This is a genomic window from Bartonella sp. AP280QHHD (assembly GCF_042196125.1).
Taxonomy (GTDB): Bacteria; Pseudomonadota; Alphaproteobacteria; order Rhizobiales; family Rhizobiaceae; genus Bartonella.
The window spans coordinates 140,567-163,301 of the sequence record NZ_JBHIPQ010000038.1; the positions used below are offsets into that span (position 1 = coordinate 140,567).

The window sequence follows — 22,735 nt, forward strand, 5'->3', positions numbered from 1 at the left end:
TTATTGACGAATAAATTCAAGAACCATACACCCTATTTTGAAAGAGTGTAATTTTTAGGATAAATAATGATGCGTGATCAGTGTGATACCCTCAACCTTACGCCTGAATTAAAAGATGCAGCTTCTCAATCGAGAACTTGGCCATTTGAAGAAGCACGTAAGATTATCAAACGGTATGAAAAAACGGGTTATCCAGACAGTGTGATATTTGAAACAGGTTATGGCCCTTCTGGTTTACCGCATATTGGAACTTTTGGGGAAGTTGCACGTACAACCATGGTGCGTCATGCATTTCATATTCTCACGGAGAATAAAGTAAAAACAAAATTACTTTGTTTTTCTGATGATATGGATGGTTTGCGCAAGGTTCCTGAGAATGTGCCTGATCGCGAGAGGATGGAACATTATCTTGGTCAACCGTTGAGCCGTGTACCCGACCCTTTTGGAGATGATTATCCTTCTTTTGGAGCGGCAAATAATGCGCGGTTACGGGCTTTCCTTGATCGTTTTGGTTTTGATTATGAATTTGCAAGTGCTACGGATTATTACAATTCCGGTCGTTTTGATGAAACACTTTTGAAAATCCTTGCCTGTTATGACAAGGTTATGGCAATTATTTTACCAACATTAGGTGAAGAACGGCAAGCGACCTATTCACTCTTTCTACCGATTTCTCCCTTTTCTGGAAAAGTATTACAGGTACCGATGATTGCGCGTAATGTTGAAAAAGGGACTGTCACTTATATTGAACCTGAAACAGGAGAAACCATAGAAACAGAGGTTACGGGGGGCAAAGTTAAGTGTCAGTGGAAGGTAGATTGGGCAATGCGTTGGACAGCACTTAGCATTGATTATGAAATGGCCGGAAAAGACCTTATCGATTCCACAAATCTTTCTTCTAAAATTTGTAAAGTATTAGGTGGAACCCCCCCAGAAGGATTCAACTATGAGCTCTTTTTAGATGAGAAAGGGCAGAAAATTTCCAAATCCAAGGGAAATGGCTTAACCATTGATGAATGGCTTACTTATGCCCCAACAGAGAGTTTAGGGCTTTATATGTTTTCAAAACCTAAAACAGCAAAAAGGCTTTATTTTGATGTTATTCCTAAAGCTGTAGATGAATATTATGCTCATCTTTCTGCTTATGGTCGTCAAAAATGGCAAGAACGGCTCAGTAATCCTGTATGGCATATTCATAATGGTTGTCCACCGCAGGTTGATTTGCCTGTATCCTTTGCGATGCTTTTAAATTTGGTAAGTGCTTCAAATGCAGAGAATGCAGAAGTTCTTTGGGGTTTTATTTCTCGTTACGCTAAAGAAGCAAATGCACAAACTTATCCAGAACTTGATCAATTGGTGAAGTTTGCCATTAAATATTTTGATGTTTTTGTTAAACCAAACAAGAAATTTCGTATACCAGATGATAGCGAACGAGCAACATTAGCACAAATTGATGAAAAATTAGCTCATTTACCTGAAACTGTTGATGGCAACATATTACAAAATATGCTTCTTGATGTTGCAAGGTTAACGGAACGCTATCAAGATCATAGCAAAAAAAGCCCTGAAGGTGGGCCTGGTGTTTCTAATGTTTTTTTTCAAATGTTGTATGAAGTCCTTCTTGGACAAGAGCGAGGTCCACGATGGGGATCATTTATAGCGCTTTATGGGATTAATGAAATGCGTGCACTGATTGCTGAAACACTTGCACGTCCTGTGGAGGAATAATGGAACGAAGAGTGCAGGAAGTAAAGCGACGCCGTACATTTGCAATTATTGCTCACCCAGATGCGGGGAAAACAACATTAACAGAAAAGCTTTTATTGTTTGGTGGTGCTATTCAACTTGCAGGAGAAGTAAAAGCCAAAAAAGATCGTATTCAAACCCGTTCTGATTGGATGAATATTGAGCGTGATCGTGGTATTTCCGTTGTGACTTCGGTGATGACGTTTGAATATGAAAATCATATTTTTAATCTCCTAGATACTCCAGGACATGAGGACTTTGCGGATGATACGTATCGCACTCTCACAGCTGTTGATAGTGCTATCATGGTATTGGATGGGGCACGCGGAATTGAGCCAAGAACACTGAAATTGTTTGAAGTATGTCGGATGCGGGATATTCCTATTGTTACTTTTATCAATAAAATGGATCGTGAGGCACGTGATCCTATAGAGCTTTTAGATGAAATTGAAGAAAAGCTTGCTCTTGATACCGCCCCCATAACATGGCCCATTGGGTCGGGTAAAGATTTTGTCGGGACCTATGACCTTCATCATAACCGTTTTCGCCAAAAAGATGATGAGATAACACAGCGGATCGTTTCAAATCCCAGTGAGGTTGTCCATTTACTTCCCCAATATCAACGTTCCACTTTTCTTGAAGGAGTAGAACTCGCTCAAAGTGTTTGCAAGAATTTTGATCTTCAAGCTTTCCGTGAAGGTCATATGACACCGGTTTATTTTGGTTCAGCTTTGCGAAATTTTGGTGTTCGTGATTTGATCAATGCGCTTATAGATTTTGGTCAAAGTCCTCGTGATCAAAGTGCAGATCAGCGCAATGTCATAGCAACTGAACCTAAAATGACGGGATTTGTTTTTAAAATTCAAGCGAATATGGACCCTAATCATCGTGATCGTATTGCATTTTTTCGGGTATGTTCTGGAACACTTGAACGTGGTATGAAAACAAAGTTGGTTCGAACAGGAAAACCGATGACACTTTCGGCTCCACAATTTTTCTTTGCGCGTTCGCGCCAAATTGCTGATCAAGCCTATGCTGGTGATATCGTAGGGATCCCTAATCATGGAACATTGCGTATCGGCGATACTTTGACTGAAGGAGAAGATATCCTCTTTAAGGGAGTACCAAATTTTGCACCAGAGATTTTGCGTCGTGTTTGTTTAGGCGATCCAATGAAAGCAAAAAAGCTCAAAGAAGCTTTGCAACAAATGGCTGAAGAAGGGGTTGTACAATTGTTTATTCCTGATGATGGGTCGCCTTCTCTCATTGGTGTTATTGGTGCTTTGCAAATTGATGTCTTAAAAGAACGATTAAAAATAGAATATTCTTTGCCAGTGAATTTTGAGTCTGCGCGCTTTAATTTATGCCGTTGGATTTCAGCGCAGAGCAAAGATGAGTTGCAAAAGTTTCTCAGCAATCACCGCTCTGCTATTGCGTATGATTTAGAAGGTGATCCAGTTTTTTTAGCGGAGAACCATTTTTCATTAAATTATGAAGCAGAAAGAGCTCCTAAAATAAAATTTTCTGCTTTTAAAGATTATCAAGTACGCTCTTAAAATAAAGAAGAATTTTTTATGTAACAATTTGGTTGATAATGATTTTTCATATTGAGTTGGGGATCTGAATATTGTTATTTTTTCTGAAAACAAAAGGAGTATGTAAAGAACACTTTCAGATTGCACTGTATAAAGAATACGGTAAATTTATTTTATAATATTCAATAAGTTATAATATATTTGTAATTGTAACGTCTTTTAAAATTTTGATATATTTTTTCACAATAGCTTAAGACAAGGTCATATATTTCAGTATTTTGAATGTCAGCTAAAAATCTCCTGTATAAATAGAGCTTTTCAGTTTTTTCTTGTATGAAAATTGTATACAGTCAAAATAAAGCAAATAATCAATAAGATGAAATTTGTTATTCCCAATATGAGATCATATGACTTATAAACCACGTGTCTTTTCTATATCTTCTGGAATGGCTTTTTTGCCTCACTTTGTTGAGGCACTGCTCTCCGGTACCCTTATTGATAATTTCGCTCCCAATGGAGACATTCAAACTGCCCTTGCCGATAGCCTTATTTATGTTCCGACACGTCGTGCTGCTCGCGCTTTACGTTTAGCCTTTGTTGAAAGAAGCGATACACAATCAACTTTCTTACCAACCATTCGTGCTCTAGGAGATGTCGATGAAGACAGTTTCCTTTTTGTTGAAAATCATACCAGCACTCTGAATCCACCCATTGGAAAAAGTGAACGCTTACTGCTTTTAGCGCGCCTTATTCGCCCATGGCGTGAAAATTTACCTGCGCATCTGCGTGCCATGTTTGGTACAGAAGATGTACTTATTCCGGCTCATAGTGCTGATGCAATTTGGCTTGCTCAGGATTTAGCGCATTTGATGGACGAAATTGAAACAGAAGGAGCAGATTGGTCGAAACTTAAAGATATTGCACCTGATATGGTCGCTGAATGGTGGCAAATAACGCTCGACTTTCTGACTATTGTTACGCAAAATTGGCCACAAATCTTGACCGAAAGGCAACGAAGCAATCCCGCGGAATGGCGTAATCAAGCACTCACAATGCATGCAGAGACTTTGCGATGCACGCAGCCTGATAAACCTATCATTGCTGCTGGTGTGTCAGGTTCTATGCCCGCAGTTTCTCATCTTTTAAAGGTTATAGCTTCTCTGCCCAAAGGGGCTGTTGTTCTTCCTGGCCTTGATCTTCATATGGATGAAGAACAATGGAATGCACTAAGCACAAGCAATAAAGAAAAAACAGCTTGTGATTTTTTTGATCCTGCAGAAAATGTTTTTAGCCATCCTCAATATCATTTAAAAAAACTTCTAACTCTCATGGAGTGTCAACGTCATCATGTTTGCGAAATTGGCCAACAAAGTATAACAAAGAAAAAACGAATGGCTCTTTTATCAGAAGCACTCCGACCTGCTTCTACAACAGATAAATGGATACAAATTATCCGTGATGATTATGAAAATCTTTGTGCAGATTGGTCATTTATTGAAGCTATAAATGAACGTGAAGAAGCTCTCGCTATAGCTGTTACCTTACGCAAAGCTATTGAAGAACCTCAAAAAACTGCAGCCCTTATTACAAATGACCGTAATTTAGCACGCCGTGTTGCTGTGGAATTACAGCGATTTGGAATTGAAGCAAATGATTCAGGCGGAATACCACTTGCACAAACATTGCCTGTAACTCTCTTACGACTTATCTTAGAAAATGTATTGCAACCTGATGATCCCATTGCTTTTCTTTCTCTTCTTAAACATCCCCTTACAACACTCCAACAAAATCGTCATCGTTTACGGGAAATGGCAGAAAATTTTGAACTTTTTGTTCTTCGAGGGAATACAGGGCGTATTAATCTTTGCGAATGTGATCAATTTCTTGAAAAATGGATTGAAACATCTTTTCATAATAGTTCTGAAAATAACACCCTTGATCAGCAGAAATGTGAAGAAGCACGTCTCTTTTGTCATCTTTTAAAAAAAGCTGTTGAGCCTTTAACGTCTCTTATGAAACAAGAGAAAGAATGCACCATCAATGAGGCTGCAATAGCAACTGTTGAGGTTTTTGAAAATTTTGGTCGCAATGAGGATAATTCTCTTGCACATCTTTATCAACATGAAGCAGGACAAGCCTTATCAAATTTTTTGCGTGAATTGGTCAGTGATCAATCGGGATTAACATTTCATCTTTGTGAATGGCCCGCTATGTTTTCTGCCATAATAGCAACCCGTTCCGTCGCACCTTCGCCTGGAGGACATCCACGTTTATTCATCTGGGGTACTTTGGAATCGCGTTTGCAAACGGTTGATACAGTGGTCATTGGTGGTCTTAATGAAGGATCATGGCCGATATCAACCCGAAATGATGCTTTTTTATCGCGACCGATGAAAATGATGTTAACTCTGGAACCACCAGAACAGCGTATTGGTCTTTCCGCGCATGATTTTCAATGGGCGATGGGAATGGATAAAGTGGTGATGAGCCGAGCACTACGAGTTGATCATGTTCCTTCTCTCCCTTCACGCTGGCTACAACGCTTAGAAACTGTCGTAGGACAACAAGTTTGGAAACAAATCCGTGCACGAGGTGAAAAGATACGCCATTGGGCAAAGATGCTTGACAATACGGACATGTCTGCTTGTGCAACACGCCCTTGCCCTGTGCCACCCATTGCAGTGCGTCCACGTCATTTTTCCATCACCGAAATAACAACGTTACGCCATGACCCTTATGCCATTTATGCTAAAAAAATCTTAAGGCTCAAACCACTTAAAGCCCTTATTCATGACCTTGGTGCTTCTGAACGCGGAACACTTTATCACGCTATTCTTGCAGATTTTTGCACACAAATAAAAAATCTAAATGCTGCAAATGCATTAGATGTGTTGCTCGCTATTGGACGTAAAGAATTTGATAAGTTTAATTTGCCTGCTGATGTTGAAACAATCTGGTGGAATACATTTGAAAATCTTGCTCCCTTTATTTTGCAATGGGAACAAAGTCTAGAACCCCGAATACGACATTCGGAAGTGGAATCGCAAAAAATACCCATAGGTACAACAGGGGTAACTCTTTCAGGACGTGCTGATCGTATTGATATATTGCCAAACAAAACGGTTGAAATACTTGATTTTAAAACGAGTACACCCCCTTCATCAAAACAGGTTCGCGAATTATTATTTCCACAATTAGCATTGGAAACCGCTCTATTAATGAGAGGAGCTTTTACAGATTTTCAAAATCTGTCCCCCTCAAAACTATTTTATATTCCTCTTAATGGAAAAGGTAAGATTACTCCTCAATTAATTCTTTCAGAAAAAGCGGAAAAAGATCACCAAAATGTTATTAATCTTGGTGAAAGGGCGTGGGAACATCTTATCGCGTTAATGGAGTATTATCAAAATCCACAACAAGGCTATCTTTCACACGCAGTCCCTATGTTAAAACAATATGAAAGTGACTATGATCATCTGGCACGCTTATGGGAATGGTCAAATGGATTTCATAAAGGAGATCAATCATGACTCTTTTTTCTATTCCTGAAGCAGCCCTTGATGCACAAGCAACAGCAACACATCCAAAAACACATGTATGGGTTTCTGCAAATGCAGGATCTGGAAAAACCCATGTTCTAACCGAACGCGTTATTCGTTTGCTTTTAAACGGTACTTCTCCAGCACGTATTTTATGCCTTACTTACACGAGAGCCGCCGCCGCTGTTATGCAATCGCGGATTTTTCGCACACTCTCCAGCTGGAATGAACTCGATGATGCACAGCTTAAAGAAATCTTATCGAAGTTTGAAAACAAACCTATCAGTGCAACAAAAATAACCTATGCGCGCCAACTCTTTGCTCGTGCTTTAGAAACACCTGGTGGTTTGAAAATACAGACTATTCACGCATTTTGCGAATCTCTCTTGCATCAATTTATGCTAGAAGCCAATATTGCTGGACATTTTGAACTCATAGATGATATCAACCGCAAGAAATTACTACAAGAAGCCCGCTGCCAACTTTTAAAGCATCATGATATACAACCCGCTCTAAAACAGCTGCTTAAGGTTATCAGTGAACATACTTTTAACCAATTGCTGTATGAAGCAGCTGAAAAGCAACATAAACTGTCTGATTTTTTGTCTTCTCTTCTGTCTGAAAATGGAGAAGAGAAATTGCGGGCGCTGTTTAATTTAGCACCTGATGATACAAATCAGCAATTACTAGAAAAAATTCAACAGACTGCTCGTCTTCCTCTTTATGCTCTTAACCATTGTGAAACCCATGGGAATAAAAACACTAAGAGTATCATTGAAAAACTTCCCCAATTAGAAACTGCTTGTGATGAAGAAACTATCATTGATATTGTTTCAAATATTTATTTTACAACAGAAGGTAAACCTCGTAATTTTGCACTTATATCGTCTAAAAAATCAGATGAAATTTGGCCTTTTATTCAACAATTGATTAAAGATAAACAAAGCAAGCTTTCTGTTCTTTTAGAAAAATATCACTGTGCAAAAGTTGCCACCCTCAATATGGCTGCTTTTCAGCTTTGTGCCCTTTATCTCAAAATTTATGCAAATTTAAAAAAAGCCAATGGTTTTTTAAACTTTGATGATCTCATTGAGCGCACACTCCATTTGTTACAGCGCAAAGGTGCAAGCCAATGGGTGCACTATAAACTTGATAAGGGTCTTGATCATATTTTGCTTGATGAAGCACAAGATACGAACCCTGATCAATGGAAAATTATTCAACTTTTAGCGCAAGAATTTTTTACAGGTCATAGTCAACGTGACAATATACGTACTCTTTTCGCTGTTGGAGATGAAAAACAGTCTATTTATTCCTTTCAGGGCGCTGCACCAGAAAATTTTGCTGCAAATGGCAAAATTATTCAAAAAAAAGCACAACAAGCAAAGCAGAAATTTGAAAAAATACAATTGAATTACTCTTTTCGCTCCACAGCCGATGTTCTTAAAAGTGTGGATCTTGTCTTTGAAACACCAGAGAATTATAAAGGGCTTTCAGCAGAAAATACAAAAACCATACACGAAGCTATCCGTACTCACAGTCCAGGTGAAGTTATTTTATGGGATGCCATTTCTAAAGAAAAAGACGAATTTCCTGATGATTGGCATGTAACTGTTGATCATTTAGATATACCAGCAGTACGTTTGGCAGAAAAAGTTGCTGAAACGATTGCAGGCTGGTTACACAAAGGAGAAATGCTTCCAGCAAAAGGGCGGTTATTGCGTGCTAGTGATATTATGGTTTTGGTTCGTAAGCGTGATCAATTTGCCCTAGCGCTTTCTCGTGCCCTTAAACAACGCAATATACCCGTCGCTGGTGCAGACCGTTTACAGCTTATAAAACATATGAGTGTGCGTGATTTAATGGCACTCGGACGTTTTGTTTTGCAACCACAAGACGATTTGTCTCTTGCTTGTGTTTTAAAAAGTCCACTCTTTGCGCTTAGCGAAGAGGAACTTTATCAACTTGCCGCTCACCGTACAGGCTCCCTTTGGAAAAGCCTTTGTGAACAGGCATCGTCGCATATTCCTTTTAAAGATACTTTTGAAAGCTTGAGTCAATATCGTACTTTAGTGGATAAAATACCAGTCTTCGAATTCTATAGTCATATCTTAAATGATGATAAGGGACGACAAAAAATTTTAGCGCGCTTAGGCTCGGAAGCCAATGATGTGCTTGATGCTTTTATGGACTACACACTCGCGATTCAAAAAACGGGGTTACCAGGATTACAAGCTTTTTTGGAAACATTAAGTGTCAGTGAACCAGAAATTAAACGTGAGTTTGACCAAAATCATGAAGAAATTCGCATCATGACTGTTCACGCCGCAAAAGGACTGGAGGCTGCTGTTGTATTTTTAGTTGATCCCGGTAGTGCGATTTGGCATCCCCAGCATTCACCTCACTTGCTTGAAGTTCCCTTGAACAATGCATATTTGAGTGACCAACAAGCTTTTATCTGGCGCCCTAATGCAGAATTCGATACAATGCCTTCTAAACAAGCAATTTTGCGTTTAAAAGAGCGTGCTGAAGAGGAGTATAGGCGCCTTCTTTATGTAGGAATGACACGCGCTGAAGATCGCTTGTTTGTTTGCGGGTATAAAGGTCCGAAAACGCCATCTCATACATGGTTACAACTGGTAAAGAGAGCTCTCGAACCACATGCGGTAGCTATAAAAGGTCCTGCGGAAGATATTGCAGCTTGGCGTTATTGCATTACACCGCCTTCTTCTACTTCTATAAACCAAAAAATTTCTTCCGTTGAGTGCCAAACACTTCCACCTCTACCAGACTTTTTCTCCCATAAAGTACCAGCAGAACCAGTGTTACCAAAACCGTTAAAACCGTCAGTGGCGAGCCTTTCCATTGAAGCTGATACAGAGCTGTCCTCAAGTCCAAAACAGCTTACCACTTCACCTGTTTTAGGAGCCATGAACACAAACAGAGCTTTTTCCATTGAATATGGTAATCTCGTTCACCGATTGTTACAGTATTTATCCGATTGTCCCCCACAAAAACGTCGAGATTATGCTCGAAACTATCTCAATATCAAAGCCTCTCATTGGCATGAGAGCCAAAGAGAAGATGCTCTTTGCCATATTTGGAAAATATTAGATCATGTTTATCTCAAACCCCTTTTCTCTGAGCATTCACGTGCTGAGGTCTCCTTAATGGGTATTGTGAAAATTCGTGGAAAAGAACAAGCAATCTCTGGTCAAATTGACCGTCTCTACATCACGCAAAACAGCGTTATCTTTGCAGATTTTAAAACAGGAACCCCGCCAGAAAATGAAGCTGCTATTGCTTCTCATCATTGGTTGCAAATGGCTCTTTATCGAAAGTTATTGCAAGCTATTCATCCCGATAAAGATATACAGGCTCTGCTTATCTACAGTAAAGAAGCCAAAATTTTTAAACTTCCTCCAGAAAAACTTGAGGCATTTCTTAGTGAAGTTGCCTTATAAGTTACTCTTTTCCTTGCAAAGCATTTTTACATTTTATTTACTTTCATAAAATCGCTCAAACAAACACAACGCACAATCCCTAGTGTAAAAAAGTCCTTTAATAATTTATCTTTGCAATAACTTGATATGAATTGTTATTATACCAATCTATAAAAGGTGAATATAAAGGATAAATCAATGACGTGTATAAAAGTTGATAAGGACAATTTCGAAAGTGAAGTTCTAACTTCTTCCACCCCTGTTGTGGTTGATTTTTGGGCAGAATGGTGTGGCCCTTGCAAAGTGATTGCTCCAATGTTGGATGAAATTTCAATAGAAATGCAAAATCAAGTTAAAATTGCTAAGGTAAATATTGATGAAAATCCGGAACTGGCTACCCAATACGGAGTACGTTCTATCCCTACATTATTAATGTTTAAAAATGGAAATATTTCATCGAATATGGTTGGCGCTACCTCTAAAGGACGTCTTTCTGAATGGATAAAAGATGGGCTTAGTTAATTCCACGTATAATTACTATAAAGGAGAGAAATTTTGTCTCTCCTTTTGACTTTTTTAAAATATTCTTTTTTGCATTATGTTATAATGAAAAGACAATAAAAATCAAAATTTTAAATGAATTTAAGAATTCGTGCTTTTATGCATGATTCAATTGGCCATTTTTTATAAAAAATTGCTTTGTATGAAGAATATATGCAATTCTTTCCTTATAGGCGCGTTAAAAATATTGGGTGAATGATAATTTCATTAAAGGTATTTCTTCTTAGATAAGACTATTGAGATAGATAGTGTTTTCAACACATAAAGGGAGATTTTAAGCAAAAACTTTGCAAATTACTTTTCTGAAGCTCACAATTTTTAAGCAGAAAGAGACAAGCAATTCACTACAGGTTATATAATGCTCTTCTAAAGGGTTATCACTTCAATTTAAAATTCTCTTATACTATTCTCTAAAATCAAAATTGTAGGTATCAGATTCTCTAAAATAAATTGATGAATTTCTATAAATTAACGGCTGTCCTTTGCAATTTATGTCATTGTTATATAAAAGAGTCATCATTTCGTTTCATCTTCCATGGTTGGTGCCTCCATGAAGCCTTCTTTATGTTGTCTATCATCTCAGATTTCATAGGTAGTACTGAGGTATTATCAAATTAAAAAATGATGATGTTCATGTTTTTTTAAAATGTACGAATTGTAAAAGACTGTTGCAAACATTCAATGGAATGTTGCGCTGATCTAACTGTTACATGACGCCCATGTTCTTTATAGTGTAAGGTGAGTGCAAAAGTGGCGAGTTCTAAAAGAGCTGTATTTCTTTCTGGCCATTCAACAAGTAAAATATTTTTCTCACGAGCTTCATGAAGCCCTAATTCATCAATTTCTTCTGCCATAGAAAGGCGATAAAGATCAGCATGAATAATTTCAAACTTTGGAAGTTGATAGCTTTGCACAAGAGTAAAAGTAGGGCTTGGAACATCCATAGTGTTATCGTTCGCAAGTGTTTGAATGATTGTACGTGCAATGGTTGATTTTCCAGTTCCAAGATCTCCTTGCAGCGTTACAAGATCTCCTGGCTTTAAAGAAAGAGCTAAATTTTGTGCAAAAAGCTTTGTTGCCTCTTCATTTTCAAGAAAAAAACTAAAATTCATTAAAAGTTCCATGAAATGGATGAAAAATTTTTGTTATCATAAAGGTTAAAATTAAAAAATCGTATCTCCTTTGGAGAGTGGGAAAAAACATTTAACTGTTGTTCCTTTTCCAGAACCGGTAAGAATTTCAACATGTCCACCGTGTAGTTCAACGAAACTTTTTACAAGGGAAAGGCCAAGACCCGCTCCCGCACGCCCACCATGGTGTGAATGGGAAGAAAAACGTTTAAAAATACGATCAAGAACGTCTTCTGGGATGTCAGAGCCCTGATTGTGAACGCTAAAGACAATGTTATCATCTTGTTCATCGACGCAAAATTCAATAGTACTCGCCTCCGTTGCAAAATTAATAGCATTACTCAGTACATTCACAAAAATTTGATGCAAGCGCTTTTCATCAGCAGAAATAGAATTTAAGGAAGGAGAAATTTGTTGTAAAAGCGTAATATGCCGTCCATTAAGGCGATCTTCTACACGTGCTACTGCTTGTATCATAGCATCTGCAATATTAACCGATTTTATGTCCAACTCCATAATGCCTGCATCAAGGGTAGCAAGATCAAGAATATCGTTAACAATATTTAAAAGAGTTCCTGATTCTGAATGAATATGCCCAAGATATTCTTGTTGACGTTTATTGATAGAGCCGAAAATTTGATCACGTAAAATATCGGAAAATCCAATAATATTGGTGAGAGGTGTACGCAATTCATAGGAAACATGTTGGACAAATTCATTACGCAAACGATCAGCACTTTCTAATGCTTCATTTCTTTCTTGAAGAGCACGTGCAACATGGACAGTATCTGTAACATTCACAAAAGTAAGCATTGTTTGTCCATCGGGAAGAGGAACCAGAGTATAGTCAATAATCATATCATTTTTAAGATCTATACGACCTGAATATGTTTCACGTTTTTCAGCAAAACCGGTAATGAATTTGGTAAATTGATCCCATTCTTGTCCTAAGGTTAAGGCTGAACAATGGCTTTGTAACTGTGTAATATGGGTCCCTTCTACCAGTAAATTATAAGGAAGAGACCACAATTTCGACAAGGCAGGATTCGATAAACGAAGGCGTCCATCAGTACCAAAAACAACCACGCCTTCGGAAAGTTTATCAAGTGTTTCACCTTGTATTTTAATAAGTGTATTATAACGGCGTTCAAGATCAATTTTTTCTGTAAGGTTTTCGTAAAGCCAAGTGACACCTCCTTGTGGATGAGGGTTCGAGATAACACGCACCGTACGCCCATCTGGAAGATTCCAAATTTGTTGGTTCGATTCTGTTTGTCGATAGGCTTTAAAAAGTTCTTCTTTCCATGCGCGCCAATCGGGGTGTTCAGCAATGAGCCCTTTTTCACGTAGACGTTCAAGAAATAATGTATGGCTTGGTTCACTTTCTAAAAAGGAAGTCTCCAACGGCCATAAAATTTTAAAAGCATGATTACAGAATTTTAATTTTTGGTTTGTATCAAAAATAGCTACAGCTGTTGAAATTTGGTCAAGTGTTTCACAATGGCTTTGAAGAACATAACTTAATTCATGAGCAAGATTTTCATATGCGCTGTCATCACGCGCAAAAGCTGCCATCCCTTCGGCTGTTGTAATACGTGTGAGATGAAAACGATGTCGTTCTCCATCAATAACTGTGTGAACATGTTCTTGAAAAATTGTTTCTATTTCATCTGTTTTGCGTTGTGTATTTTCATTGAAAAGATCCCCCACTTCATCACTGCCTTCACGAAAATCTGTCATTTCTCTAAAGGCGCGATTGATAAAACAAACTTTTCCTTCACAATCTTTTATCCATACGGGCTCTTGAATAAGATCAAGAAGATTACGCTGCATTCTCAGTTCAGTAAGAAGGCGGGCGATATCTTTCTGTAAACGAGCATTTTCACTCTGTTGTTTTGAGATATCTTGAAAACGAGCAATAGCGACTGTTCCTGCGATGACTCCTGTAACTTGTAGCGGTACATTGTTTGTGGTGGTGATAGAAAGATCAAAAGGGTGACATTTACAACGTAGTTGAGTCAATGCATAATCAAGTTCTCGCAGAGAATTTTCTTCAACCCAGAGCTCAAAACGCTGAAAATCTTTCTGGTCGATTCCTATTTTTTGCAATGCAGAAAGGGCACCAACGACACGGGGTAAGGTTGTTGGATTTTCCCAAATAAGAAGGAATTGCTCGGTTTCTTCCAGAAGCCATTCATAATATTTAAGTTTTTCAGAAAAATTTGCCTGAATTATCTTCAAAGGCTTCTGTGCAGTTTTTTTTGCACGCATAATAACAGCTAGGCACGTGAGAAGTGAAGCACAAGAAATTCCTCCACACAGCGCTAAAAGCAGCCATGGACCATTCGGCAAAGTGAAGAAAAATGGTAAATAACCTTCCAATGACTGAGCAAAAGCGCATGTTGGAGAAAAAAAGAAAAAAAGGCAAAATATATACGTATAGATTCGGATCTCTTTTTGAGCTTTTTCTTTGGGGTTATAGTCACCAAAGCTGAGCACGGCATCTTTCCCTTTTTTAACCCAAGGAAACGTATTAGTAACGATAATGGTTTGGTTTATAAGGTCCTTGTGGTGAGACTCCAATATAAGCGGCTTGTTCTTCTGATAAAACACTTAATTTTATTCCTAACCGATCCAGATGTAGACGTGCAACCTTTTCATCAAGATGTTTAGGCAAAACAGTGACTTCATTTGTATAGTGTTCTGAACGGGTAAAAAGTTCAATTTGCGCTAAAACTTGATTAGTAAACGAGGCTGACATGACAAAAGAAGGATGCCCAGTCGCATTCCCGAGGTTTAACAAACGCCCTTCAGAGAGCAAAATGATGCGTTTTCCATCGGGAAAGGTGATCATATCAACTTGTGGTTTAATATTTGTCCATGGCAAATTTCTAAGGGCAGCGACTTGGATTTCGTTATCAAAATGACCAATATTTCCAAGAATACACATATCCTTTACTTGTCGCATATGATCTAAACGAACAACATCTTTATTGCCTGTTGTCGTGATGATAATATCAGCACTGGAAGCAGCATCATCCAAATTAACAACTTCATAGCCATCCATAGCGGCTTGAAGAGCGCAAATAGGATCAATTTCTGTTATTTTAACACGAGCCCCAGCACCAGAAAGAGATGCTGCTGAACCTTTTCCTACATCACCATAACCACAGACAATGGCAGTTTTACCAGCGATCATCACATCTGTTCCACGTCGAATACCATCGACCAATGATTCTTTACATCCATATTTATTATCAAACTTTGATTTAGTGACGCTATCATTAACATTAATAGCAGGAAAAGGTAGAAGTCCTTCTTTTTGTAACTGATAAAGACGGTTTACACCTGTTGTGGTTTCTTCGCTTACACCTTTAATTGCCGCGCGCTGTCGTGTAAAAAAAACTGGCGTTGCATCCATACGCTTTTGTATTTGTTTGAAAAAAATTTCTTCTTCTTCTGTTTTGGGATGCGATAAAATATCTTTATTTTGTTCTGCACGACTTCCCATTAAAATATAGTTTGTGGCGTCAGCTCCATCATCTAAAATAAGATTGGAAGGATTACCATCTGGCCATTGGAAGATTGCATCTATATAAGTCCAATATTCTTCCAATGTTTCACCTTTAATGGCAAATACAGGAATGCCTGTTGCGGCGATAGCTGCTGCTGCATGGTCTTGCGTAGAAAAAATATTGCTAGAGCTCCATCGTATATCGGCGCCAATCGCTTTTAATGTTTCAATTAAAACAGCTGTCTGAATTGTCATGTGCAATGAGCCAGAAATACGCGCTCCGCGCAAAGGTTGGCTGGAAGAAAACTCCTTACGACAAGCCATCAAACCAGGCATTTCAGTTTCAGCAATATCAAGTTCTTTACGACCATAAGCGGCAAGTGCAATATCTTTGACAACAAAATCTTGAGCTGCCATTCTTCATTCCTTTAAAATAAGTTTTTCCAAGACGGTAGGAGAAATTAAAAAAAAATGCAAGACAAGAAGAGGACTTCTTTATGTGAAAAAGCTCTTTTAAAATCTCCATAAATTTGTGCAAAAAATATGCATTTATGGATCTGAATAGTGATATTACTGACAGAATAAGAGATCTTCATGATAAGTCTTATTATATAAACAAAATTCTATCCTTTTCACGTAACTTTAAAGCTTTTAAAAGTCTCCAGAGGGAATACCTTTTAAATAATAAAAATGGTGCATTGCTTTACAGTTTTTATATTGATTTTTATGGGATAATATCGAAAGTAGTATACTCGTATTCTACTCACTTATGCGGTTGTTGAAAAAGGAAGAATTACTTTAATCTCATTATTAAGCTTTTTAGCAAAATAATATAAATGCAAAGCCATAGATTATCATGTTTATGGATAGGCAGTTCAGAATCGGTTCTTTAGGATTCCAATGTTGAACCTGCTCTTTGATAAAGACAGTTTATAAGAAGTGCTTTTCTCCTGTTTTCAACGATTTTTATCAAAAGACTATAGATATACGATTAAACATTTTTAGTGATACTAAATGGAGCATTAAAAATGCAAAAACATCACTCTATTGAACACTCTGATTCTAAAACCGCTAACAACGCGCTATGAATTATAAATCAAATAATTAACTCAGTTTTGGAAGAATTTATTCTAGACGAGTAGGTTTTGGGAAAATTGACCATGTGGACGAAATCGCCAGAGATAACTTGGCAAGAATGCTGCCATTGCTCTAGGAGTAACTCCTACTCCTTCTAGCGTATATCCATTCTCTATAGCTTCTTTAGAGACAATGTTATCCATTTGCAAAAAACGTATCTGATTGGCTGTTACGAGTGTTGGTACAAAAGGCAATTTACCGATTGTTCCCAAAATTCCTCCAATCAATAGACCGACAGAAAGAGGCATAGATAGGATTGTTTTTTTACGACGAATGATTTTAAGTATATTTTCAAGAGCATTTTGGAGGGTGATAATCTGGGGACCACCAAGATCATAATTTTTTCCCCAAGCAACCTGTCCATCTAAAGCGCGCACGATAAACTCAGCAACGTCACCAACATACACGGGTTGCAATTTGCTTTGTCCACCTCCAAAAAGAGGCATAATTGGTAAAAAACGTGACAAATCTGCTAAGGTGTTAAAGAAACAATCCTCTGGTCCAAAGATAACGGATGGACGGATAATAATTGCTTGAAGATGCTTGTTATGAATGATTTGTTCACCCATAAACTTAACACGTGCATAAAGACATGAAGCATTCTCGTTAGCCACAAGTGTTGACATATAGATGAGCGGAATACCAGTTTCTGCTGTTAATTCAGCAACATTGTAAACACCATCAATTTGTGTGTTTTTAAAATTCGATTGATTTGCTTGTTTTAAGCTACCGGGTAAAAACACTGCCGCATCAGCTCCAAGCAATGCGCGTGCAACAGAGGCACGATGCTTGATATCTGTTTTAAGCATTTGGGTTTGTCCTACTTCTCCTATTTGGAGCATATAATAAGCTTTTTGTGGACAACGAACAGCGATGCGAACGCGATATCCCCGCTTAGTCAAAGTTTCAACGACATGTCGTCCTACAAAACCGGATCCGCCAAAAACAGTAATGAGTTTAGGATGTTGATAAAGTGCACAATCAAGTTGCATGATTAAAAAGTCTATCTTTCAAAGCTTTAAAAATAGTTAATTATCTAGCACGGTGGTGTTTTATTGTCACGCAAAATATCACCCGCAAGATAAAGAGAACCACTAATAAGGACAATAGCCTCTTTATATTCCATTTTAATTTTATGCAAAGCATCTTGTAGGTGCGCTTTTGGGGCAGCAGGGATTCCTACTTTTTGGGCTGATTCAGCTAAGTCTGTTGGAGAGATACTGGCATTATTGTCAAGCAGCGGTATCGTATATACTTTATCGACAAGGTTAGCTAAAGGACGAAAATAACCGACAGCATCTTTGGTATTAAGCATGCCAGCAATCATAATAATGGGGCGATCTGTTTTTTTTCTCCATTGTGTAAGTTCTGCCGCAATAACTTTTCCTGCAGCAGGATTGTGACCACCATCTAACCATAAATCAATATCAGGAGATAGTTGATCAACCAAAAGTCCTTGGGTAAGATGCTGCATTCGTGCGGGCCAATAAATATTTTTTAAAGCGTCATTTATGGTTTGTTCTGAAAGTTGAAAACCCGCTTGATAAACTGCTTCAAGAGATGCACCAGCATTGGCAACTTGGTGGTCTCCAATAAGGTTAGGAAGGGGAAGATCCATGAGACCTTGATTGTTTTGAAAAACCATACGTCCATGTTCTTTATAACTTTGATAATCTTGATCAAAGAGAGCATAAAATGCTTTATTTTTATTAGCAAGGGGTATTAAAGTAGCAAGAGTTTCTTCATAATTTTGCTTCCCAATGACTACAGGAACGTTTGGTTTGATAATCCCTCCTTTTTGAAAAGCGATTTGAGCAATTGTATTTCCAAGAAAGCTCTCATGATCATAATCAATGGGCATAATAAGCGATACAGCTGGTTTGTTAACGACATTGGTAGCATCAAAACGTCCTCCCAATCCAACTTCTAAAATGACAACATCAGCTGGATGTATACTAAACAGCATAAAGGCAGCGGCTGTAAAAATTTCAAAAATAGTAATCGGCTCTTGACGATTTACTTTTATAATTTCACGGATTGTCTCAGCCAATTGGTTTTCTGTAACAAGTTGACCACCTCCTTTTTGACCTAACCGGCAGCGTTCATTCCAGTTGACGAGATGAGGTGAGCTATAAACATGAACGCGGTATCCTGCACTTTCCAAAAGAGCACGGCAAATTGCTGAAGCAGATCCTTTGCCATTTGTTCCAGCGATGTGAATAACAGGGGCAAGTTTTAAATGTGGGTTACCAAGACGCTCTAAAAGGTGAACAATACGCTCTAAAGAAAGATCAAATTTTTTCGGATAATTTTTTAGTAAATCATCCACCACCCTTTGTATTTGACTTTGTTGCATAAACTTAAGCTGCTTTTGTCCTAGAAAGCGATGTTTGAGAGTCTGTTGGGGATGGATCGGAAGGGTTAAAAACAGCAGGGCGTTTCATCATCAAGCGTAAAATACGCGCAATTGTTGTTTTCATTTCTAAACGCGATACAACCATATCAATCATACCATGTTCAAGCAGATATTCACTACTTTGAAAACCTTCTGGTAGGGTTTCGCGTATAGTTTGTTGAATCACACGTGGACCAGCAAAACCAATCATAGCGCCAGGCTCGGCAATGTGAATATCACCAAGCATGGCGTAAGAAGCAGTAACACCACCGGTGGTTGGATTAGTCAGCACAACAATATAGGGAAGCTTTGCTTCTTTCAACATTTCAATCGCTACTGTTGTACGGGGCATTTGCATCAACGAGAGTGTTCCTTCTTGCATGCGTGCACCACCAGAAGCAGCAAAAAGAACCAGCGGACGCCTTTCAGCAATGGCAGTATCAAAAGCTTTGATAATAGCTTCTCCTGAAGCCATACCAAGTGATCCACCCATAAAGGCGAAATCTTGAACAGTTGCAATAATTGGCAAACCCTCAATCGTACCACGTGCACTTAAAATATTGTCATCAACCCCAAGTTTAGAACGATAATCTTTTAACCGGTCAATATAGCGTTTTTCGTCACGAAATTTTAAAGGATCTGTTACAACTTTTGGATTTTCAAGAGCTGTATAAACACCATCATCAAAAAAATGCATGAGACGATTTTTAGCACTGATACGCATATGATGACCAGAATTGGGAGCTACAAATTGATTAGCTTCCAGATCTTTATGGAAGACCATTTCACCACTGGTAGGATCTTTAATCCATAGATTTTCTGGAATTTCACGGCGCCCCAATATAGAGTTAATTTTAGGACGAACATAATTTGTAATCCAGTTCATCTTTATAACCTTCCTTTAAATATTGTGCATCTTTTGCATGATTTGAAAGAATATAGAACTTAAGCAGTCACATTTGCTTTACCGGTTGAACAAAGGAGTCTATTTAATACTTTTATCAGCGTACGTATAGCTTGTTTTTTAATTTTTAATTTTTCCCATATTATAACAATCATATGCATCATGAAGAGTATTCCCTATAATAAATTTCTCATAAGTTTTAAGAACTTACATGTTTGTATTTTTTACTTTGGTGTTAAAATTTACTCCTTGCGATGGTTAACAAACGCCTTATTTTTTAATAAAAATGAATATCCAATTAATCATTCGTATCAACAGTTTTGAAGAAAAGAAACCTTATAGTATAAGGCGCTAACAAGGCTAAAATAATCCATTAAAGATAATGAATACAATAACGCTATATTAGCGAAACGCTAACATCAGAGCAAGATTTTTTTCAAAAGGTTTCTTTAAAGCGCACGCTTTTTACAATTAAAATAGAATACGCTCAAAATACCATTATATTACTCATTTACGTGCTTGTTTTACACAGATATCTTTCAATAATTTCCAAAACTCTCTTATGAAGAATATACACTCTCCATGAATGGTATAAAAGACATTATGCTATCCGTTTTTACTGAAATAGAAGGTACAAAGCGGCACCATCATATTCTTTTTCAGTTTTCAATACGACGATAATGTTTGCATTAAGAGGATTCATATAAAGATATTTCACGCCTTTTTGAAAGTACTTTTATCCGCACACCACCTCCGTTTATGACATTTCAACAAACGATTTCAATTGATCCAATATGAATAGGATTAAAATGAGAAACCCTCATAATATTTAGGTTTTTCACTCATGTTGTGAAACGATAAGTTATCATTATAAATCAATATATTGCTTTAATAAAAGATAAAGCATAAAATTTTATATTATGCTTTCTTTGGCTGGCAAGTTTTATTAACCTTAAAGTCAAGGAACACTATTTTTGTGTAATGCGTGCTATGGTCTTTTGGGAAAGCATTTTGTGTAAATGTGTCATAAAGGCGGCGGCAAAAAGCGGTGTTGCTAGATTAATAATAGGAATCGAAACAAAAATCGCTATCAATAATCCTGCGCCAAAAACTGTTGTGTAATGAGTATGTAAAAAAGCACGCGCATTTTGCTCTGTTCGAAAACGGTAAGCCGCAAACAAGAAATATTCATGACCGAGCAAATAACCATTAATAAGATAAAAAGCAATTAAATTAATACCTGGTATGAAGAATAAAATAAAAGCAATTCCATTACCAAGAAGGCTTAAAATAACAAATTTAAAGGAAATGATAAGAGAACGCTGAAACGGCAAGGCTTGTCCAATAGGCTCGTTTGGGTAATCCTCCTTTTCAATGATTTCAGCAGCAGAGTCAATGAAAAAACCACCAATCATAGCTGTGATGGGTGCAATCAAAAAAGCCAACAAAAGAGCCAACCCAAGATTAAAGATGATAAGCATGCTAAAACCAATCCATCCCGCCCAACTAGGGAGTCCAGGAAGAAATTGAGCAATCCAGGGCCAAAAGTAAGACACAAAAAGTTGGTGCACACATAACCATAAAATGGTGAGAATGAAAAAAGTAACCCCCAATGCTTTCAGTATCATAATACGATATTGCGAGGTCAGAAGACGTTGTAAAGCACGATAAGCAGCAGTAAAAATCATAGATTAATAAACTAAGGAAAGAAGCAAAAAAAACAAGAAATATATTTAAAGTATGTACAGTGTAATTTTTTCTTTCTTTGAATTACAAGATTTTTTTCAAGAACATTATAAAAAACGGTTAAGGTTTCTTTGTTAAAAATAAAGTTTGAATAAATAGAAATTTTGATTTTTAAAAACAAAGAAGAATTTAAAAAGTAGCTGTTGTAGAAGAAATTTTTAGTATTTTTGTACATAGTGTAGATTATTGCGTTTATATGATATATGTAAAAAATTAAGGAATAAGAACTATTTGGGAGAAAAGTTGTTTACTTCTATTTATTCAGTAGAGTTATCTAACTTCGTTTATCTAAGTGCTTAATTGTTTTGCACAATTCCTAAAATTCTGTACTTTTCTACTATTTGGCGGCATGCTTTTGCCTCTCGCTTTCAAAAAAATATTGAGTTCAATGGAATAGGGGTAACGTAGTAGCTCCGTAGATATTCTAATTTTGGGCAACAGAATGATTAATATGATAGAAGTGGAAAAAATAAGCTTAGGCGATTGACTGTCAGATCCCATAGAAGAGCAGTTTTTTGAGAAGAAGCAAAGAAAGGGAGATGTCACTGATGCTTAAAAATGATGAGATTTTGAATTTTAAAAGCCATAAGTGCAATGAAGTAAGAATTCATTGAAGCACTTTTCATACAAGTGGTTCACTGTATCAAATAATTTTTAGATAATAACACCACTAATTTATCGAAGAGAATTGATCATTTTCAACTTGAATAAAATCCCAAATATAGAAATATTCTTTAATTTCAAAGACTCTATTCAACATCAAAAAATTATTTACGTACACATTATAGGCGAGACCAATGTATGGATACAAAGCTTTCGATAAAGGAATAAAAATGCTTCTCATGAAACATCACAATGTGAAGATATCATGGATAAAATTCTAGTCTTTGTGGTCTTGGTATTCTGGAGAGAGGACACAGACATTTAATCTTAAAGACCGATCACTGAGGAAAATAATAAAGGCTTCAGTTTCATAAACTTATAGACAGTGGTACAATGAATTTTGTCTACATTCTTTATGAGCGTCAGCATGAAGTATGCTTAAAATTGCATTGAGATGTTATAATATCATTGATTTATACATT

The 22,735-nt window shown here is 37.3% G+C and carries 12 protein-coding genes; 5 read left to right on the top strand and 7 right to left on the bottom strand.

Annotation, left to right across the window (positions count from 1 at the left end; all coding sequences use genetic code 11):
• Positions 1-66: 66 nt before the first annotated feature.
• The 5 genes from ACFIMK_RS05570 (at position 67) to trxA (ending at position 10,785) form a co-directional block, all read left to right on the top strand.
• Positions 67-1,728 (top strand): lysine--tRNA ligase, encoded by a 1,662-nt coding sequence (locus tag ACFIMK_RS05570; protein ID WP_375620882.1) that lies wholly within the window; start codon positions 67-69, stop codon positions 1,726-1,728.
• Positions 1,728-3,302, top strand: a complete 1,575-nt coding sequence (locus ACFIMK_RS05575) for a peptide chain release factor 3 (RefSeq protein WP_375638149.1) — start codon at positions 1,728-1,730, stop codon at positions 3,300-3,302. Before ACFIMK_RS05570 ends, ACFIMK_RS05575 begins: the two co-directional genes overlap by 1 nt.
• 386 nt (positions 3,303-3,688) lie before the next feature.
• Entirely contained in the window at positions 3,689-6,811 is a 3,123-nt protein-coding gene (gene addB / locus ACFIMK_RS05580) for a double-strand break repair protein AddB (RefSeq protein WP_375682594.1), read from the top strand.
• Positions 6,808-10,284: a double-strand break repair helicase AddA gene (addA, locus tag ACFIMK_RS05585; protein WP_375682867.1), complete on the top strand. Its 3,477-nt coding sequence runs from the start codon at positions 6,808-6,810 to the stop codon at positions 10,282-10,284. The genes addB and addA overlap by 4 nt, the downstream gene beginning before the upstream one ends.
• Before the next feature lie 177 nt (positions 10,285-10,461).
• Complete coding sequence (trxA, locus tag ACFIMK_RS05590) at positions 10,462-10,785, top strand: thioredoxin (RefSeq protein ID WP_273790200.1); 324 nt, start codon at positions 10,462-10,464, stop codon at positions 10,783-10,785.
• A 680-nt stretch (positions 10,786-11,465) separates the two neighbouring features.
• On the opposite strand, the gene tsaE is transcribed toward trxA, so the two are convergent.
• The 7 genes from tsaE to ACFIMK_RS05625 all read right to left on the bottom strand — a co-directional run bounded on the left by tsaE (position 11,466) and on the right by ACFIMK_RS05625 (position 21,592).
• Positions 11,466-11,936 (bottom strand): tRNA (adenosine(37)-N6)-threonylcarbamoyltransferase complex ATPase subunit type 1 TsaE, encoded by a 471-nt coding sequence (gene tsaE / locus ACFIMK_RS05595; RefSeq protein ID WP_375612787.1) that lies wholly within the window; start codon positions 11,934-11,936, stop codon positions 11,466-11,468.
• Between the two features lie 51 nt (positions 11,937-11,987).
• Positions 11,988-14,453, bottom strand: coding sequence for an ATP-binding protein (locus tag ACFIMK_RS05600; RefSeq protein ID WP_375628512.1), 2,466 nt, complete (start codon positions 14,451-14,453; stop codon positions 11,988-11,990).
• Between the two features lie 34 nt (positions 14,454-14,487).
• Positions 14,488-15,885 (bottom strand): adenosylhomocysteinase, encoded by a 1,398-nt coding sequence (ahcY, locus tag ACFIMK_RS05605; protein ID WP_375612789.1) that lies wholly within the window; start codon positions 15,883-15,885, stop codon positions 14,488-14,490.
• A gap of 713 nt (positions 15,886-16,598) precedes the next feature.
• Positions 16,599-17,597, bottom strand: a complete 999-nt coding sequence (locus ACFIMK_RS05610) for a complex I NDUFA9 subunit family protein (RefSeq protein WP_375671718.1) — start codon at positions 17,595-17,597, stop codon at positions 16,599-16,601.
• 44 nt (positions 17,598-17,641) lie between these two features.
• Complete coding sequence (locus tag ACFIMK_RS05615) at positions 17,642-18,961, bottom strand: bifunctional folylpolyglutamate synthase/dihydrofolate synthase (RefSeq protein ID WP_375675477.1); 1,320 nt, start codon at positions 18,959-18,961, stop codon at positions 17,642-17,644.
• 4 nt (positions 18,962-18,965) lie between these two features.
• Positions 18,966-19,886, bottom strand: a complete 921-nt coding sequence (accD, locus tag ACFIMK_RS05620) for an acetyl-CoA carboxylase, carboxyltransferase subunit beta (RefSeq protein WP_375611366.1) — start codon at positions 19,884-19,886, stop codon at positions 18,966-18,968.
• 986 nt (positions 19,887-20,872) lie between these two features.
• Entirely contained in the window at positions 20,873-21,592 is a 720-nt protein-coding gene (locus tag ACFIMK_RS05625) for a sulfate transporter family protein (protein WP_375612793.1), read from the bottom strand.
• Positions 21,593-22,735 lie beyond the last annotated feature (1,143 nt).

What these genes read in the sequence shown, in the direction of transcription:
- accD (WP_375611366.1), bottom strand. Translation starts at nt 19,886, where the DNA reads ATGAACTGGATTACAAATTATGTTCGTCCTAAAATTAACTCTATATTG.
- ahcY (WP_375612789.1), bottom strand. Translation starts at nt 15,885, where the DNA reads ATGGCAGCTCAAGATTTTGTTGTCAAAGATATTGCACTTGCCGCTTAT.
- trxA (WP_273790200.1), top strand. Translation starts at nt 10,462, where the DNA reads ATGACGTGTATAAAAGTTGATAAGGACAATTTCGAAAGTGAAGTTCTA.
- ACFIMK_RS05610 (WP_375671718.1), bottom strand. Translation starts at nt 17,597, where the DNA reads ATGCAACTTGATTGTGCACTTTATCAACATCCTAAACTCATTACTGTT.
- addA (WP_375682867.1), top strand. Translation starts at nt 6,808, where the DNA reads ATGACTCTTTTTTCTATTCCTGAAGCAGCCCTTGATGCACAAGCAACA.
- ACFIMK_RS05570 (WP_375620882.1), top strand. Translation starts at nt 67, where the DNA reads ATGATGCGTGATCAGTGTGATACCCTCAACCTTACGCCTGAATTAAAA.
- ACFIMK_RS05615 (WP_375675477.1), bottom strand. Translation starts at nt 18,961, where the DNA reads ATGCAACAAAGTCAAATACAAAGGGTGGTGGATGATTTACTAAAAAAT.
- ACFIMK_RS05625 (WP_375612793.1), bottom strand. Translation starts at nt 21,592, where the DNA reads ATGATTTTTACTGCTGCTTATCGTGCTTTACAACGTCTTCTGACCTCG.
- tsaE (WP_375612787.1), bottom strand. Translation starts at nt 11,936, where the DNA reads ATGAATTTTAGTTTTTTTCTTGAAAATGAAGAGGCAACAAAGCTTTTT.
- addB (WP_375682594.1), top strand. Translation starts at nt 3,689, where the DNA reads ATGACTTATAAACCACGTGTCTTTTCTATATCTTCTGGAATGGCTTTT.
- ACFIMK_RS05575 (WP_375638149.1), top strand. Translation starts at nt 1,728, where the DNA reads ATGGAACGAAGAGTGCAGGAAGTAAAGCGACGCCGTACATTTGCAATT.